Here is a 15,063-nt window from a genome sequence, read left to right as displayed (position 1 = left end):
CTCGACCTGGGCTCCGCCGGAACCTGCTCCCGACCGATCGTTCGGTTCGTGCGATTCCATGGTGTGCCGGGCGCCGTAAGGTGTCAACCGCTGTGGAAAACCCACCCCGGCGGCCTGTGGAAAACCGGTAGAAAGCCGGTTCGGGAGTGAGAACGGCCATAGCGGGGTCGGCCGACAGGGGCTGTGCGTGGCGGTCGGGCCTGAGTACCGTGCCGTGCGAGCCACCGCGGCGAGGCGGGTGCGGGCGCCTGGCCACCGGGCGCCGCCGTCTCCTGCGGCCGGGCGGCGGTGCACGGACCGGAATCGGGAACGGGGCGGAATGGACGCGTACGACGGAGGCTCGAACGCCCGGCGACGACCGGGCGCCGCGAGCGAGCCGGGCGATGCCGCTGAGCCCCGGGGAGTCGAGGGACCTGAGAGGGCAGAGGGGTCAGAGGAGCCAGACGGTCCCTACGGGCCGGGAGCGCTCGGTGAGCCGGAAGTGCAGGGCGGGTCCGACGCGACCCCCGAGTCCTCCGACACCCACCCCTCCGCCCCCGCAGCGATACCCCCGGCCGCCCCGGCCTCAGGGCCTGCCCCCCTCCGGAACCCGGACTCCGACCCCGAGCCCCGTACCGGCGTGACCGCCCTCTCCCTGCGCTATCAGATCGGTGTAGTCCTGGCGCTCGCCGTCGTCGCTGTCGCCGTCTGTGTCCACATCGGGATGGTGTTTCTGCACGTCGCGCCGGTGAACACGGTGACCAAGCAGCACGGCAGGGCGGTGGACGACTGGGTCTACCCGGAGTTCGAACAGAACTGGAAGCTCTTCGCTCCGAACCCCCTTCAGCAGAACATCGCGGTGCAGGTCCGGGCCCGGATACGGACCGCCGACGGTGGCAGTCGTACGACCGGCTGGTACGACCTGTCCGCCCAGGACGGCCGGGCCATCGACGGCAATCTGCTGCCCAGCCACACCCAGCAGAACGAGCTGCGCCGTTCCTGGGACCTCTTCGTCTCCACGCACGACGCCGACAACCGTCCGGTCGGCCTGCGCGGCACCCTGTCCCAGACGTATCTCCGCCGCCTCGTGGTGCTGCGTCTGGAGCGCGACCACGTGGCCGCGCGGGGCGACATCCTTGTGAGTGTCCAGGCCCGCTCCAGGACGTCGAGCGTGCCCCCGCCGAAGTGGAGCGAGGAGAAGGTCTCGGTGCAGCCGGTCTACCGCGAGCTGCCTTGGTGGGCCGTGACGTCGGAGGACACCGAGGGGAGCGCCCGGTGAACCGATTCGCCCTGGCGGTGTCCACCGGCATCGCCCGCGTCACCGAGGCCGCCCTCGGCCCCTACCAGACGGCCATGATCCGTATCGGTTTCAGCGCGACATGGCTGCTGTTCCTGCTGCGCGAGTTCCCGCACCGCCAGGAGCTGTACGGCCCGGACGGACCGTGGAGCTGGAACCTCGCCGACCAGCTGATCTCGCTCAACGGCGCGTTCACGGCCCTGATGTGGTCGGACGGCCAGTTCTGGTTCGAGACGGTCTATGTGCTCGCCGTCCTGTCGAGCCTTCTGCTGCTGCTCGGCTGGCGCACCCGTGCGACGTCCGTGCTCTTCATGGTCGGCGTGCTCTCGCTCCAGAACCGCAGCATCTTCATGGGTGACGGCGGCGACAACGTCCTGCATCTGATGTGCATCTACCTCGTCTTCACGCGCTGCGGTCAGGTCTGGTCGCTGGACGAGCGGCGGGCCCGGCGCACGCGGGAGGCACGCGCGCGTGGAGAGCACGTCGTGGACCGTGTCGGCCCGGCCCTGTGGGGCGTCCTCGGGCTCGTGCTGGTGTCGGCGGCCTTCCTGGACAGGCTGAACGGCGACTGGGTCGTCCCGGCGCTCCTGTGGGTCCTGTGGCTGGCGCAGGCCCTGTGGTGGGCGGTCGGTCGGTTCGCCCGGTCCGGGCAGTCGCGGATCATGCTCGACGTCGTCGGCAACATCGTCCACAACGGCGCTCTGCTCGTGATCATGGCCGAGGCGTGTCTGATCTACGCGACGGCGGGCTGGTACAAGATCCAGGGCTCCCGCTGGCAGGACGGCACGGCCGTCTACTACCCCCTCCACCTGGAGTCCTTCTCGCCCTGGCCCGCCCTCGCCGACCTGCTGTCGGCCAACGGCGTCATGGTGATGCTGGTGACGTACGGCACGGTCGCCGTACAGGTCGCCTTCCCGTTCACGCTGTTCAACCGGCGGGTCAAGAACGTCCTCCTGGCGGCGATGATCACCGAGCACGCGGTGATCGCAGTCGTCCTCGGCCTGCCGTTCTTCTCGCTGGCGATGATCGCGGCCGACTCGGTGTTCCTGCCGACGTCGTTCCTTCGCCGACTCGGCGACTGGGCGGCACACGCGCGTACGCGGCTGTGGGCGCGCTTGGCTGGCGGTCCGAAGGAGCAACGCGGCCCGAAGGAGCAACGCGGTCCGAGGGGGCGCCGGCCCCCTCGGCAGCCAGGCCCACCGATGGAGCCGGGGATGGGCTCCGCGAAGCCCCCGAGGCCCGCTGACGGCGCCGGCGACAACCCCGGCGGCAGCCCCGGTGACCCCGAGAACCCCGGTCACCGGCACGTAGGCTTCCCCGCATGACCGGTCCCGATCCCGTGAGCCTGTGGCACCGGCTCGCAGATACCTCCGTGCTGCTCGACGGCTTCCACGCCCTCAAGCACGCCGTGCGCTTCGGGGCCGAGGTCCCGGTGGCGGTCGCCGTCGACCGGGGCGCGGCGCTCGCTCTGGCCGAAGAGCTGGCGCCGGACGTACGAGGCGCTCTGGGCGCGCTGCTGACGCAGATCCCGGAGTCGGCGTACGCGTCCCTCGTGCCGCGCCCGCATCCCACGGCGGTGGCGGCTCTGGCCGTACGACCGTCCCGAGCCGCGAACCTCCGGAAGCTGGCGCACATCCCGCGTACGGCCCCCGTCGTGGTCCTGGACCATCCGCGCAACCTCGGCAACGCCGGGGCCGTGATCCGGCTGGCCGCGGGCTTCGGGGCGACCGGTGTGGTCACCACGGGCACGCTCGACCCCTGGCATCCGACGGTGGTCCGCGGTGGGGCGGGCCTGCATTTCGCGACCGCGGTGGAGCGGCTGACGGTGGCCGAGCTGCCGCCGGGCCCGGTGTTCGCCCTGGATCCGGAGGGCGACGACATCCGGGGTGTGAAGCTCCCGGACGACGCCGTCCTCGCCTTCGGTTCGGAGCGCAGTGGGCTGTCGCCGGAACTACGCGCGCGTGCCGACCATTTGCTCGCCCTTCCCATGCGCCCCCAGGTCTCCAGCTACAACCTGGCGACGAGTGTGGCGATGGCCCTCTACCACTGGAGTCTCGGCGGGTCCTAGGCCTCCCGGCGCACCTCGACGACCCGGAACCGGTTGGCGACGAACGCCCCGTCGCACAGCGCGGAGTTGGCGGCCGGGTTGCCTCCCGATCCGTGGAAGTCGGAGAACGCGGCCGTCTGGTTGACGTACACCCCGCCCACGAGGTTCAGCGACAACTGCGCGGCCTCCTCCAGGCAGACCTCCTGGACGGCCTGTTCGACCTCCTCGTCGGTGGTGTACGCGCCGACGGTCATCGCGCCCTTCTCGCGGATCGTGCGCCGCAGCAGTTCCACCGCGTCGGCCGCCGAGTCGACCGCGACGGCGAACGACACAGGGCCGAAGCACTCGCTCATGTAGGCGGCCTCGTCGTCCGGCTTGGCCCCGTCCAGCTTGACGACGACGGGTGTGCGCACGACCGCGCCCGGGAACTCCGAGTTGGTGATCTCCCGCGAGGGCAGGGCGACTTCGCCCAGCCCGGCCGCGGCCTCCAGGCGGGCCTTCACGTCCGGGTTGACGATCGCGCCCAGCAGCGCGTTCGCGCGCGCGTCGTCGCCGAGGAGGCCGTCGACCGAGCGGGCGAGGTCCGAGACCACCTCGTCGAAGGTCTTGGGACCCTCGTCGGTGCGGATGCCGTCCCGGGGGATCAACAGGTTCTGCGGGGTCGTGCACATCTGGCCGCTGTACAGGGACAGGGAGAAGGCCAGGTTGGAGAGCATCCCCTTGTAGTCGCCGGCCGACTCCACGAGCACCGAGTTGACGCCGGCCTTCTCCGTGTAGACCTGCGCCTGGCGGGCGTTGGCCTCCAGCCAGTCGCCGAACTCCGTCGAGCCGGTGTAGTCGATGATGCGGATCTCGGGGCGCGTGGCCAGGGTCTTCGCGATGGCCTCGCCGGGGCGCTCGGCGGCGAGCGCCACCAGGTTCGGGTCGAAGCCGGCCTCGCTCAGGACGTCCCGCGCCACCTGGACCGTGAGCGCCAGGGGCAGCACCGCGCGCGGGTGCGGCTTCACCAGGACCGCGTTGCCGGTGGCCAGGGAGGCGAACAGGCCCGGATAGCCGTTCCACGTCGGGAAGGTGTTGCAGCCGATGACCAGGCCGATCCCGCGCGGGACCGGTGTGAACCGCTTGGTGAGCGCGAGCGGGTCGCGCTTGCCCTGCGGCTTGGTCCACTCGGCGGTGTCGGGGGTGCGGACCTGCTCCACGTACGCGTACGCCACCGCCTCCAGGCCGCGGTCCTGCGCGTGCGGGCCGCCCGCCTGGAACGCCATCATGAAGGCCTGGCCGCTGGTGTGCATGACCGCGTGCGCGAACTCGTGGGTCCGGTCGCTGATCCGCTTGAGGATCTCCAGACAGACCACCGCGCGGATCTCCGCGCCCGCGTCCCGCCACGCCTTCTGGCCCGCCTTCATGGCGGGCAGCAGCACGTCGATGTCCGCGTGTGGGTAGGTCACGCCCAGTTCGATGCCGTACGGGGAGACCTCGCCGCCCACCCAGTCGTCGGTGCCGGGCTGGCCGAGGTCGAGGCGGGTGCCGAGGAGGGCGTCGAAGGCGGCCTTGCCCGCCGCCATGTCCAGGCTGCCGTTCTCGCCGTAGGCCTTGGGGTGCTCGGGGTGCGGCGACCAGTACGCGCGGGTGCGGATCGCTTCCAGCGCCTGGTCGAGGGTGGGCCGGTGCGCGGCGATCAGATCGTGCGCGGTGAGTTCGGCGGCCATACGGGACCAACTCCTCGTCTCAAGAACTCTTCGTCGAGCTCATGACCTGGGCAGAAACCTGGGCAGGAACGGACAGTCAGAGTTAGAGTAACCGAACGATCGGTCGGGACAAGGGGGTCCGCCGCATCTGTGGAAAACCCCGTGCGGGAGGATCGCGCACATGACAGGACTCGACCTCAGCAGCCCCGTGGCCGTCGTCGGCACCGGCACCATGGGCCAGGGCATCGCCCAGGTCGCGCTGGTCGCCGGGCACACCGTGCGGCTGTACGACGCCGCCTCCGGCCGTGCCCGGGAGGCGGCCGACGCGATCGGTGCCCGCCTTGACCGGCTCGTCGAGAAGGACCGGCTCACCGCCGCCCACCGGGACGCGGCGCGCACCCGTCTGGTGGCCGCCGAGCATCTCACCGACCTCGCGGACTGCACCCTGGTCGTCGAGGCCGTCCTGGAGCGACTGGACGTCAAGCAGGAGTTGTTCCGGGAGCTGGAGGACATCGTCGGCGAGGACTGTCTGCTCGCCACCAACACCTCCTCCCTGTCGGTGACGGCCATCGCCGGTGCCCTGCGCCACCCGGGCCGCTTCGTGGGCCTGCACTTCTTCAATCCCGCGCCGCTGCTGCCGCTGGTCGAGGTCGTCTCCGGGTTCGCCACCGAGGTCTCGTCGGCCACGCGCGCGTACGAGATGGCACGCGCGTGGGGCAAGACCCCGGTCGCGTGCGCCGACACCCCCGGCTTCATCGTCAACCGCATCGCGCGGCCCTTCTACGCCGAGGCGTTCGCGGTCTACGAGGCCCAGGGCGCCGAGCCCGCCACCATCGACGCGGTCCTGCGCGAGTGCGGCGGCTTCAAGATGGGCGCGTTCGAACTGACCGACCTGATCGGGCAGGACGTCAACGAGTCCGTGACGCACTCGGTGTGGCACGCCTTCTTCCAGGACGTGCGCTTCACGCCCTCGCTGGCCCAGCAGCGCCTGGTCGAGTCGGGCCGGCTCGGCCGCAAGAGCGGGCGGGGCTGGTACGAGTACACGGACGGCGTCGAGCGCGACGAGCCGCACACCGCGGAGCGGGCCCAGGCGCCCGCGTACGTCGTCGCCGAGGGCGATCTGGGCCCCGCGTCCGAACTGCTCGCGCTGATCCGCGAGGCGGGCATCCAGGTCCGCGACGACGAGGAGGACCACGGCACCCGTCTGGTCCTGCCGAGCGGCGGCCAGCTCGCGCTCGCCGACGGGCAGACCTCGGTGGAGTTCCGGGACGTCGTCTACTTCGACCTCGCCCTCGACTACCGCAGGGCCACGCGGATCGCGCTGTCCGCCTCCCAGGACACCTCGCAGCAGACGCTCGCCGAGGCCGTTGGGCTCTTCCAGGCGCTCGGCAAGGACGTCAGCGTCATCGGTGACGTGCCCGGCATGATCGTCGCCCGTACGGTCGCCCGGATCATCGACCTGGCGCACGACGCCGTCGCCAAGGGCGTCGCCACCCGGGAGGACATCGACACCGCCATGCGGCTCGGGGTGAACTATCCGCTGGGCCCCTTCGAGTGGAGCCGCAGGCTCGGCCGCAACTGGGCCTACGCCCTCCTCGACGACCTGCACCTGCGCGACCCGTCCGGACGGTACGCGCCCTCGCTCGCGCTGTACCGGCACGCGTACGCCTCCGACAAGCGGGAGGGCAGTACCTCATGACGACCGCCAAGCGCGACACGTACACCCCGGAGACGCTGCTGTCCGTCGCCGTCCAGGTCTTCATCGAGCGCGGCTACGACGGCACCTCCATGGAGCACCTCTCCAAGGCGGCCGGCATCTCCAAGTCGTCGATCTACCACCACGTCTCCGGCAAGGAGGAACTCCTGCGCCGGGCCGTCAGCCGGGCGCTGGACGGTCTCTTCGGGATCCTCGACGAGGAGCACGCGCGCGTGGGCCGTGCCTCCGGCCGCCTGGAGTACGTCGTGCGGCGCATGGTGGAGGTGCTGATCGCCGAACTCCCTTACGTCACCCTGCTGCTGCGGGTGCGCGGCAACACCGGCACCGAGCGGTGGGCCCTGGAGCGCCGCCGCGACTTCGACCACCGCGTCGCCGAGCTCCTCAAGGCGGCGGCCGCGGACGGCGATGTACGCGGTGACGTGGAGGTACGCCTCGCGACCCGTCTGGTCTTCGGGATGATCAACTCCATCGTGGAGTGGTACCGCCCGGACGGCCGGGGCATGAACGAACGCGAAGTGGCGGACGCGGTCGCCCAGTTGATCTTCGGCGGGCTGCGGAAGGCTTCCTGAACTCAGCCCTGCGGTTCCAGGTCCTCCTCCTCGAAGACCAGGAGGGTGCGGGTGCTGAGGACCTCGGGGATGGCCTGGAGGCGGGTGAGGACCAGTTCGCGCAGGGATCTGTTGTCCGGGGTGTGGACGAGCAGCAGGACGTCGAAGTCGCCGCCGACCAGCGCGATGTGCGAGGCCCCGGGCAGCTGTCTGAGCTGTTCGCGGACCGTGCGCCAGGAGTTCTGGACGATCTTCAGGGTGATGTACGCCGACGTGCCCTGGCCCGCGCGCTCGTGGTTGACCCGGGCTCCGAAGCCGCGGATGACGCCGTCCTCGACGAGCCGGTTGATCCGCGCGTAGGCGTTGGCGCGCGAGACATGCACCCGTTCGGCGACCGACCGTATCGACGCGCGGCCGTCCGCCTGGAGCATCTGGATGATGTCCTGATCGATGGCGTCGAGCGGACGCGGGGGTGGAAGGGGGACGCCGCTCTCCGGGCCGTCGGCCATTTGTTCAGGTGCCATGTCCCCCCGCCTCCCTACCATGGACGTACTGCGTCCATCTCAGGCTGTGGAGAACCGTTTGTCCACAGCCTGAGGGGGCCTGTAGCCAAAATGTGCCGGCGACCGAACAATCGGTAGGTGAGGCGCCTCACACCCGTGGTGCGCCACCAGCCGCTCCCACGAGGAGGTGCCGTCATGACGGTCATGGAGCAGCGTGGCGCGTATCGGCCATCGCCGCCGCCCGCCTGGCAGCCCCGCACGGATCCCGCGCCCCTGCTGCCCGACGCGCAGCCCCATCGCGTCCTCGGCACCGACGCGGCCGCGCAGGCCGACCCGGCCCTGCTGCGCCGGCTGTACGCCGAGCTGGTGCGCGGCCGCCGCTACAACACCCAGGCCACCGCCCTCACCAAGCAGGGCCGCCTCGCCGTCTACCCCTCCAGCACCGGCCAGGAGGCCTGCGAGATCGCCGCCGCGCTGGCCCTCCAGGACCGCGACTGGCTCTTCCCCAGCTACCGCGACACCCTCGCCGCCGTCGCCCGCGGCGTGGACCCCGTCCAGGCGCTGACCCTCCTGCGCGGCGACTGGCACACCGGCTACGACCCGCGCGAGCACCGGGTGGCCCCCCTGTGCACCCCGCTCGCCACCCAGCTCCCGCACGCCGTCGGTCTCGCTCATGCCGCCCGTCTCAAGGGCGACGACGTGGTCGCGCTCGCCATGGTCGGCGACGGCGGCACCAGCGAGGGCGACTTCCACGAGGCACTGAACTTCGCCGCCGTCTGGCAGGCCCCGGTCGTCTTCCTGGTCCAGAACAACGGCTTCGCGATCTCCGTTCCGCTCGCCAAGCAGACCGCGGCCCCCTCGCTGGCCCACAAGGCCGTCGGCTACGGCATGCCCGGGCGGCTGGTCGACGGCAACGACGCGGCCGCCGTGCACGAGGTCCTCACCGCCGCCGTACGCCATGCGCGCGCGGGCGGCGGCCCCACCCTGGTCGAGGCGATCACCTACCGCGTGGACGCCCACACCAACGCCGACGACGCGACCCGCTACCGCGGCGACGCCGAGGTCGAGACCTGGCGCGGACACGACCCGATCGCCCTCCTGGAACACGAGCTGACCGAGCGCGGCCTGATCGACGAGGCCGGCATCGAGGCCGTACGCGAGGACGCGGAGGAGTTCGCCGCGGGACTGCGCGAGCGCATGAACCAGGACCCGGTCCTCGACCCGATGGACCTGTTCGCCCATGTGTACGCCGAGCCCACCCCGCAACTGCGCGAGCAGCAAGCCCAGTTGCGTGCGGAACTGGAAGCCGAGCACGACGCTCACGGGGAGACGCACCGATGACCACCGTCGCCCTCAAGCCGGCCACCATGGCGCAGGCGCTCACCCGGGCGCTGCGCGACGCGATGGCGGCCGACCCCACCGTGCACGTCATGGGCGAGGACGTCGGCACCCTCGGCGGTGTCTTCCGGGTCACCGACGGACTGGCCAAGGAGTTCGGCGAGGACCGCTGTACGGACACCCCGCTCGCCGAGGCCGGCATCCTCGGCACCGCCGTCGGCATGGCGATGTACGGGCTGCGTCCGGTCGTGGAGATGCAGTTCGACGCCTTCGCCTACCCGGCGTTCGAACAGCTGATCAGCCATGTGGCGAAAATGCGCAACCGCACCCGCGGGGCGATGCCGCTCCCGATCACCATCCGGGTCCCCTACGGCGGCGGCATTGGCGGGGTCGAGCACCACAGCGACGCCTCCGAGGCCTACTACATGGCGACGCCGGGACTCCACGTCGTCACGCCCGCGACCGTCGCCGACGCCTACGGACTGCTGCGCGCGGCCATCGCCTCCGACGATCCCGTCGTCGTCCTGGAGCCCAAGCGGCTGTACTGGTCGAAGGACTCCTGGAACCCGGACGACCCCCAGGCCGTTGAACCGATAGGCCGTGCGGTGGTGCGGCGCCCCGGCCGGAGCGCCACACTCATCACGTACGGGCCGTCCGTACCCGTGTGCCTCGAAGCTGCCGAGGCCGCGCGGGAGGAGGGGTGGGACCTCGAAGTCGTCGACCTGCGCTCACTGGTGCCGTTCGACGACGACACGGTCTCGGCCTCGGTACGGCGGACCGGACGAGCGGTCGTCGTGCACGAGTCGGGCGGGTTCGGCGGACCGGGCGGGGAGATCGCGGCCAGGATCACGGAGCGCTGCTTCCACCATCTGGAGGCGCCGGTGCTGCGCGTGGCCGGGTTCGACATCCCTTATCCGCCGCCGATGCTGGAGCGTCACCACCTGCCCGGCGTGGACCGGATCCTGGACGCCGTGGGGCGTCTGCAGTGGGAGGCGGAGAGCTGATGGCGCAGGTGCTGGAGTTCAGGCTGCCGGATCTCGGCGAGGGCCTGACCGAGGCGGAGATCGTCCGCTGGCTGGTGGAGGTCGGCGACGTCGTCGCGGTCGACCAGCCGGTCGTCGAGGTCGAGACGGCCAAGGCGATGGTCGACGTCCCCTGCCCCTACGCCGGGGTCGTCACGGCCCGCTTTGGCGAGGAGGGCAGTGAGCTCCCCGTGGGGTCACCTCTCATCACGGTCGCGGTGGGGGCACCGGCGTCCGACCCCGATGTACGGACCGAGGGCTCGGGGAACGTCCTTGTCGGGTACGGCACCTCGGAGGCACCAGCGCGCAGGCGCAGGGTGCGGCGGGAGCAGCAGGTCCCCGTGCCGGTGAACGGCAGCCCGGCACCCCCCGAGGTGGTCGAGGGCCCCGTCCCCGTGATCTCCCCGCTGGTCCGCCGCCTCGCCCGGGAGAACGGCCTGGACCTCAGGGAGCTCACCGGTTCCGGCCCCGACGGACTGATCCTGCGGGCCGACGTCGAGTACGCCCTGCGTGCCGTCGCCTCACAGGGACGCCCGGCAGCGGCAGCGACCGTCATCCCGGAAACCCCGCAAGCCCCGCACACCCCGGTGACTGCCCCGGCCACCACCCCCGCAGGGACCCGTGTCCCCCTCAAGGGCGTCCGGGGCGCGGTCGCCGACAAGCTGTCCCGCAGCCGGAGCGAGATCCCCGACGCCACCTGCTGGGTGGACGCCGACGCGACGGAACTCATGCGCGCGCGTGCCGCGATGAACGCCACCGGCGGCCCGAAGATCTCCCTGCTCGCGCTGCTCGCCCGGATCTGCACCGCCGCCCTCGCCCGCTTCCCGGAGCTCAACTCCACCGTCGACATGGCGGCCAGGGAGATCGTGCGACTGGACGCCGTGCACCTGGGGTTCGCCGCGCAGACCGAGCGGGGACTGGTCGTGCCGGTCGTCAAGGACGCGCAGGCGCGGGACGCGGAGTCGCTGTCCGCGGAGTTCGCCCGGCTGACCGAGGCGGCCCGCACCGGCACCCTCACCCCCGCGGAACTCACGGGCGGCACCTTCACGTTGAACAACTACGGCGTGTTCGGTGTCGACGGCTCCACGCCGATCATCAACCATCCCGAGGCGGCCATGCTCGGCGTCGGCCGCATCGTCCCCAAGCCATGGGTGCACGAGGGCGAGCTGGCGGTGCGTCAGGTCGTCCAGCTCTCGCTCACCTTCGACCACCGGGTGTGCGACGGCGGCACCGCGGGCGGCTTCCTGCGGTATGTGGCGGACTGCGTGGAACAGCCGGCGGTCCTGCTGCGCACCCTGTGACCGAGGCACCCGCACAACACGCACCCTGTGACCGAGGCACCCGCACACCACGCTCGCGGTGCCGGCACCCGCCCGCCGCGAGCGCGGTGCCGGCCCGCCACCCCCGATCGCGGTGCCGCCGCACGTTCCCTGTGATCGCGACGGCACGCATACTCGGGGGGTGACCTCCAACGAGCCCCCGCGCGCCTCGGACGCCGGTCCCGTGTACGACGTGGTCGTGCTCGCCGGGGGTGCCGCCCGGCGGCTCGGCGGTGCGGACAAGCCCGGTGTGCGGGTGGGCGGACGCGCCCTGCTCGACCGCGTCCTCGCGGCCTGTGCCGACGCGAGCACCACCGTCGTCGTCGCCGACCCCCGCCCCACCGCCCGGCCGGTGACCTGGGCCCGCGAGGACCCGCCCGGCGGCGGTCCGCTGGCCGCCCTGGACGCCGGTCTGCGGCACACCGCGGCGCGGTACGTCCTGGTGCTCTCCGCCGACCTGCCCTTCCTTCAGGAGGGCACGGCACGAACGCTGCTGACCGTCCTGCGCACGGGCGGCACCGACGGCGTACTGCTCACCGACGCCGACGGCCGCGACCAGCCGCTGGTGGCCGCGTACCGCACCTCGTCACTGCGCCACGAGCTCGCCGCACTCGCGAAGAAGCACGGCGCTCTCACCGGCCTTCCGCTGCGCCGGCTGACTACCGTGCTCGACCTCACCCGCGTCCCCGACCCCGTCGCGTCCTTCGACTGCGACACCTGGGACGACATCGCCACCGCCAGGGCACGCATCAGGGAGCATGGACACGTGTTGGATGAATGGATTTCCGCAGTCAAGGACGAGCTGGGCATCGACCTCGACGTCGACACCGGCGTGCTGCTCGACCTCGCCCGTGACGCCGCGCACGGCGTGGCCAGGCCCGCGGCACCGCTGACCACCTTCCTCGTCGGCTACGCCGCCGCACGGGCGGACGGTGGCCCCGAGGCGGTCGCCGATGCCTCCCGCAAGGCCGCGGCCCTGGCCCTGCGCTGGGCGGAGGAGGCCGACAGGGAGACGGCCGCCGCACCCGACGGGGCCCCGGACACTCGCCCGGACGCCGGATGACCGCCCGTTCCGTGCGCGCCGGTGACCCCGCGGGCCTCGCCGAGGACGCCGACGACCTCGACGTCGAGGAGGCGCTGGCCCTGGTGAGAGAAGACAACGGCACCGCGCACCCGGGGGGCCGCCGCACTCCCGCACCGCCGCCCCAGGGCTCAGGCCCGGCGGCCGAACCCGACGCCCGCCACAGGGCTACCCCCTGGCCCGAGGCTCGCGCCACCGCCGCCCGGGCCGCTCGCGCGGTCACCCGCCGTGCCCCCGTCTCCGTACGGCTCGAAGACGCCCTCGGACTCACCCTGGCCGCCCCCCTCGACGCCCTCACCGACCTCCCCTCCTTCGACACCTCGGCCATGGACGGCTGGGCGGTCGCGGGCCCCGGCCCCTGGGCCGTACGGGAGGAGGGCGTACTGGCCGGGCACGCCGAGCCCGCTCCCCTCACCGACGGCGAGGCGGCCCGGATCGCCACCGGCGCGCGCGTCCCCCCGGACACCACCGCCGTCCTGCGCAGCGAGCACGGGCGGACCGACGAGAAGGGCCGGCTGCACGCCACCCGGGAGGTCGTGCACGGCCAGGACATCCGCCCGCGCGGCCAGGAATGCCGCAGCGGCGACCAGCTCCTGCCGCCCGGCACCCTCGCCACCCCGGCTGTCCTCGGCCTTGCCGCGGCCGCCGGGTACGACACCCTCACCGCCGTCCCCCGCCCCCGCGTCGACGTCCTGGTCCTGGGCGACGAGTTGCTCACCGAAGGCACCCCGCGCGACGGTCTGATCCGCGACGCCCTCGGCCCGATGCTCCCGCCCTGGCTGCGCGCGCTCGGCGCCGAGGTCACCGCCGTACGTAGGCTCGGTGACTCCGCCCAGGCCCTGCACAAGGCGATCACCGGCTCCAAGGCGGACGTGATCGTCACGACCGGCGGCACCGCGGCCGGACCCGTCGACCACGTCCACCCCATCCTTCGCCGTATCGGCGCCGAACTCCTGGTCGACGGTGTCCAGGTGCGCCCCGGCCACCCCATGCTGCTGGCCCGCACCAAGGAGAACCAGCACCTCGTCGGTCTGCCGGGCAACCCCCTGGCCGCCGTCTCCGGCCTGCTCACGCTCGCCGACCCGCTGCTGCGCACCCTGGCCGCCCGCCCGGCCCCGGAGCCGTACACCCTGCCCCTGAGGGACGAGGCCCACGGTCACCCCTACGACACCCGGCTCGTCCCGGTCGTCCTGCACGGTGACTGCGCTATCCCGCTGCACTACAACGGTCCGGCCATGCTGCGGGGCATCGCGGCCGCCGATGCCCTCGCCGTCGTACCGCCCGGGGGTACCCGGCCGGGGCAGGAGGCCGAACTGCTCGATCTGCCCTGGGCGTCCGCCGGAATCGGGGTGTGTTTCACGTGAAACTTCCGGGCCATGACGCGATCGCCCGCCAGGCGGACGAGCATCTCGTGACCCACAAGGTGAAGTTGCCGCGCAAGGTGGTGGAGCACCCGTTCCGTCAGGTCGCCAAGCGGGTTCTGATGGCCCTGCTGGTCCTCGCGGCGACCGCCCTGATCGTCTACGCCGACCGTGATGGCTACAACGACAACTCGGACCGGTCGGTCGACTTCCTCGACGCCTGGTACTACGCGACCGTCACCCTCTCCACCACCGGATACGGCGACATCACCCCGGTCAGCGATGCCGCCCGGCTCACCAACATCTTCGTCATCACGCCCCTGCGTGTGCTGTTTCTGATCATCCTGGTCGGCACCACGCTCGAGGTCCTCACCGAGCGCACCCGCGACGAGTGGCGACTCAACCGCTGGAGGTCCACCTTGCGCGACCACACCGTCGTCGTCGGCTTCGGAACCAAGGGCCGCTCCGCGATCCAGACCGTGTGCGCGACGGGCCTGAAGAAGGAGCAGGTCGTGGTGGTCGACCCCAGCGGCAAGGCGATCGAGGCCGCGACGGCCGAGGGCTATGCGGGGGTCATCGGTGACGCGACGCGCAGCGAGGTGCTGAAGCGGGCCGAGGTGCACAGGGCTCGGAAGATCATCATCGCCACTCAGCGCGACGACACGGCCGTCCTGGTGACCTTGACCGCCCGGCAGCTCAACAAGGGCGCCAAGATCGTGGCCGCGGTGCGCGAGGAGGAGAACGCGCCGCTGCTCAAGCAGTCCGGCGCGGACGCGGTCATCACCAGCGCCAGCGCGGCCGGCCGGCTTCTCGGACTGTCGGTGCTGAGCCCCGCGGCCGGCATGGTGATGGAGGACCTCATCCAGCAGGGCAGCGGACTCGACATCATCGAGCGACCGGTCATAAAGGCCGAGGTGGGCAGGAAGCCACGGGAGGCGGACGACCTGGTGGTCAGTGTGCTGCGCGGGCACCGGGTGCTCGGGTACGACGATCCGGCCGTCGGGACGCTGGAGCTGACGGACCGGCTGATCACGATCGTGCGGGCGACGCCGGGCACCCAGGTGGCACCCGACGTCCGCCCGTTTCCGCAGGACTGAGTACGCTCCGGAACGCGGATCTGGTCATTTGCGGTTGTACAGCCGCATGGTGATCGGTCCGAAGAC

General features: G+C 71.9%; 13 protein-coding genes. 11 read left to right on the top strand and 2 right to left on the bottom strand.

What is annotated here, in order from left to right; translation table 11 throughout:
• Positions 1-319: 319 nt before the first annotated feature.
• Genes ACIRP7_RS11295 through ACIRP7_RS11285 form a run of 3 tightly spaced genes read left to right on the top strand, consistent with a single transcriptional unit; the run spans position 320 to position 3,344 of the window.
• The gene (locus tag ACIRP7_RS11295) at positions 320-1,258 is read left to right on the top strand and encodes a DUF5819 family protein (RefSeq protein ID WP_403656510.1); all 939 of its coding nucleotides are present in this window, start codon (positions 320-322) and stop codon (positions 1,256-1,258) included.
• Entirely contained in the window at positions 1,255-2,601 is a 1,347-nt protein-coding gene (locus ACIRP7_RS11290) for an HTTM domain-containing protein (protein WP_403656507.1), read from the top strand. Before ACIRP7_RS11295 ends, ACIRP7_RS11290 begins: the two co-directional genes overlap by 4 nt.
• Entirely contained in the window at positions 2,598-3,344 is a 747-nt protein-coding gene (locus ACIRP7_RS11285; protein WP_403656505.1) for a TrmH family RNA methyltransferase, read from the top strand. The genes ACIRP7_RS11290 and ACIRP7_RS11285 overlap by 4 nt, the downstream gene beginning before the upstream one ends.
• On the opposite strand, the gene paaN is transcribed toward ACIRP7_RS11285, so the two are convergent.
• Complete coding sequence (gene paaN, locus ACIRP7_RS11280) at positions 3,341-5,032, bottom strand: phenylacetic acid degradation protein PaaN (protein WP_403656503.1); 1,692 nt, start codon at positions 5,030-5,032, stop codon at positions 3,341-3,343. The two genes, ACIRP7_RS11285 and paaN, sit on opposite strands and share 4 nt — an antisense overlap.
• A gap of 160 nt (positions 5,033-5,192) precedes the next feature.
• Here paaN and ACIRP7_RS11275 point away from each other — a divergent pair, with 160 nt between their 5' ends.
• Together ACIRP7_RS11275 and ACIRP7_RS11270 are read left to right on the top strand one after the other, a co-directional pair.
• On the top strand, positions 5,193-6,710 hold the full coding sequence (locus tag ACIRP7_RS11275) for a 3-hydroxyacyl-CoA dehydrogenase (protein ID WP_403656500.1): 1,518 nt from the start codon (positions 5,193-5,195) through the stop codon (positions 6,708-6,710).
• Positions 6,707-7,297, top strand: coding sequence for a TetR/AcrR family transcriptional regulator (locus tag ACIRP7_RS11270; RefSeq protein WP_352387281.1), 591 nt, complete (start codon positions 6,707-6,709; stop codon positions 7,295-7,297). Before ACIRP7_RS11275 ends, ACIRP7_RS11270 begins: the two co-directional genes overlap by 4 nt.
• A 2-nt stretch (positions 7,298-7,299) precedes the next feature.
• On the opposite strand, the gene ACIRP7_RS11265 is transcribed toward ACIRP7_RS11270, so the two are convergent.
• Positions 7,300-7,800, bottom strand: coding sequence for an Lrp/AsnC family transcriptional regulator (locus tag ACIRP7_RS11265; protein WP_403656497.1), 501 nt, complete (start codon positions 7,798-7,800; stop codon positions 7,300-7,302).
• Between the two features lie 174 nt (positions 7,801-7,974).
• On the opposite strand from ACIRP7_RS11265, the gene pdhA reads away from it, so the two are divergent.
• The 6 genes from pdhA (at position 7,975) to ACIRP7_RS11235 (ending at position 14,997) form a co-directional block, all read left to right on the top strand.
• Complete coding sequence (gene pdhA, locus ACIRP7_RS11260; protein ID WP_403656494.1) at positions 7,975-9,120, top strand: pyruvate dehydrogenase (acetyl-transferring) E1 component subunit alpha; 1,146 nt, start codon at positions 7,975-7,977, stop codon at positions 9,118-9,120.
• A complete protein-coding gene (locus ACIRP7_RS11255; RefSeq protein ID WP_403656491.1) occupies positions 9,117-10,121 on the top strand; it encodes an alpha-ketoacid dehydrogenase subunit beta in 1,005 nt (334 codons plus the stop codon). Before pdhA ends, ACIRP7_RS11255 begins: the two co-directional genes overlap by 4 nt.
• Positions 10,121-11,440, top strand: coding sequence for a dihydrolipoamide acetyltransferase family protein (locus ACIRP7_RS11250; protein ID WP_403656488.1), 1,320 nt, complete (start codon positions 10,121-10,123; stop codon positions 11,438-11,440). The genes ACIRP7_RS11255 and ACIRP7_RS11250 overlap by 1 nt, the downstream gene beginning before the upstream one ends.
• A 160-nt stretch (positions 11,441-11,600) precedes the next feature.
• Positions 11,601-12,521 (top strand): NTP transferase domain-containing protein, encoded by a 921-nt coding sequence (locus ACIRP7_RS11245; RefSeq protein WP_403656486.1) that lies wholly within the window; start codon positions 11,601-11,603, stop codon positions 12,519-12,521.
• On the top strand, positions 12,518-13,903 hold the full coding sequence (locus ACIRP7_RS11240; protein ID WP_403656483.1) for a molybdopterin molybdotransferase MoeA: 1,386 nt from the start codon (positions 12,518-12,520) through the stop codon (positions 13,901-13,903). Before ACIRP7_RS11245 ends, ACIRP7_RS11240 begins: the two co-directional genes overlap by 4 nt.
• Positions 13,900-14,997, top strand: a complete 1,098-nt coding sequence (locus ACIRP7_RS11235; protein ID WP_403656480.1) for a potassium channel family protein — start codon at positions 13,900-13,902, stop codon at positions 14,995-14,997. The genes ACIRP7_RS11240 and ACIRP7_RS11235 overlap by 4 nt, the downstream gene beginning before the upstream one ends.
• Positions 14,998-15,063: the final 66 nt, after the last annotated feature.

This window comes from Streptomyces sp. NPDC102270 (genome assembly GCF_044766405.1).
Lineage (GTDB): Bacteria > Actinomycetota > Actinomycetes > Streptomycetales > Streptomycetaceae > Streptomyces.
The sequence above is the reverse complement of the archived record's forward strand: the minus strand, read 5'-3'. Positions and strand labels throughout refer to the sequence as shown.

Coding starts and splice junctions, on each gene's coding strand:
- ACIRP7_RS11240 (WP_403656483.1), top strand. CDS start 12,518: ATGACCGCCCGTTCCGTGCGCGCCGGTGACCCCGCGGGCCTCGCCGAG.
- ACIRP7_RS11265 (WP_403656497.1), bottom strand. CDS start 7,800: ATGGCACCTGAACAAATGGCCGACGGCCCGGAGAGCGGCGTCCCCCTT.
- pdhA (WP_403656494.1), top strand. CDS start 7,975: ATGACGGTCATGGAGCAGCGTGGCGCGTATCGGCCATCGCCGCCGCCC.
- ACIRP7_RS11255 (WP_403656491.1), top strand. CDS start 9,117: ATGACCACCGTCGCCCTCAAGCCGGCCACCATGGCGCAGGCGCTCACC.
- ACIRP7_RS11250 (WP_403656488.1), top strand. CDS start 10,121: ATGGCGCAGGTGCTGGAGTTCAGGCTGCCGGATCTCGGCGAGGGCCTG.
- ACIRP7_RS11270 (WP_352387281.1), top strand. CDS start 6,707: ATGACGACCGCCAAGCGCGACACGTACACCCCGGAGACGCTGCTGTCC.
- ACIRP7_RS11275 (WP_403656500.1), top strand. CDS start 5,193: ATGACAGGACTCGACCTCAGCAGCCCCGTGGCCGTCGTCGGCACCGGC.
- paaN (WP_403656503.1), bottom strand. CDS start 5,032: ATGGCCGCCGAACTCACCGCGCACGATCTGATCGCCGCGCACCGGCCC.
- ACIRP7_RS11295 (WP_403656510.1), top strand. CDS start 320: ATGGACGCGTACGACGGAGGCTCGAACGCCCGGCGACGACCGGGCGCC.
- ACIRP7_RS11285 (WP_403656505.1), top strand. CDS start 2,598: ATGACCGGTCCCGATCCCGTGAGCCTGTGGCACCGGCTCGCAGATACC.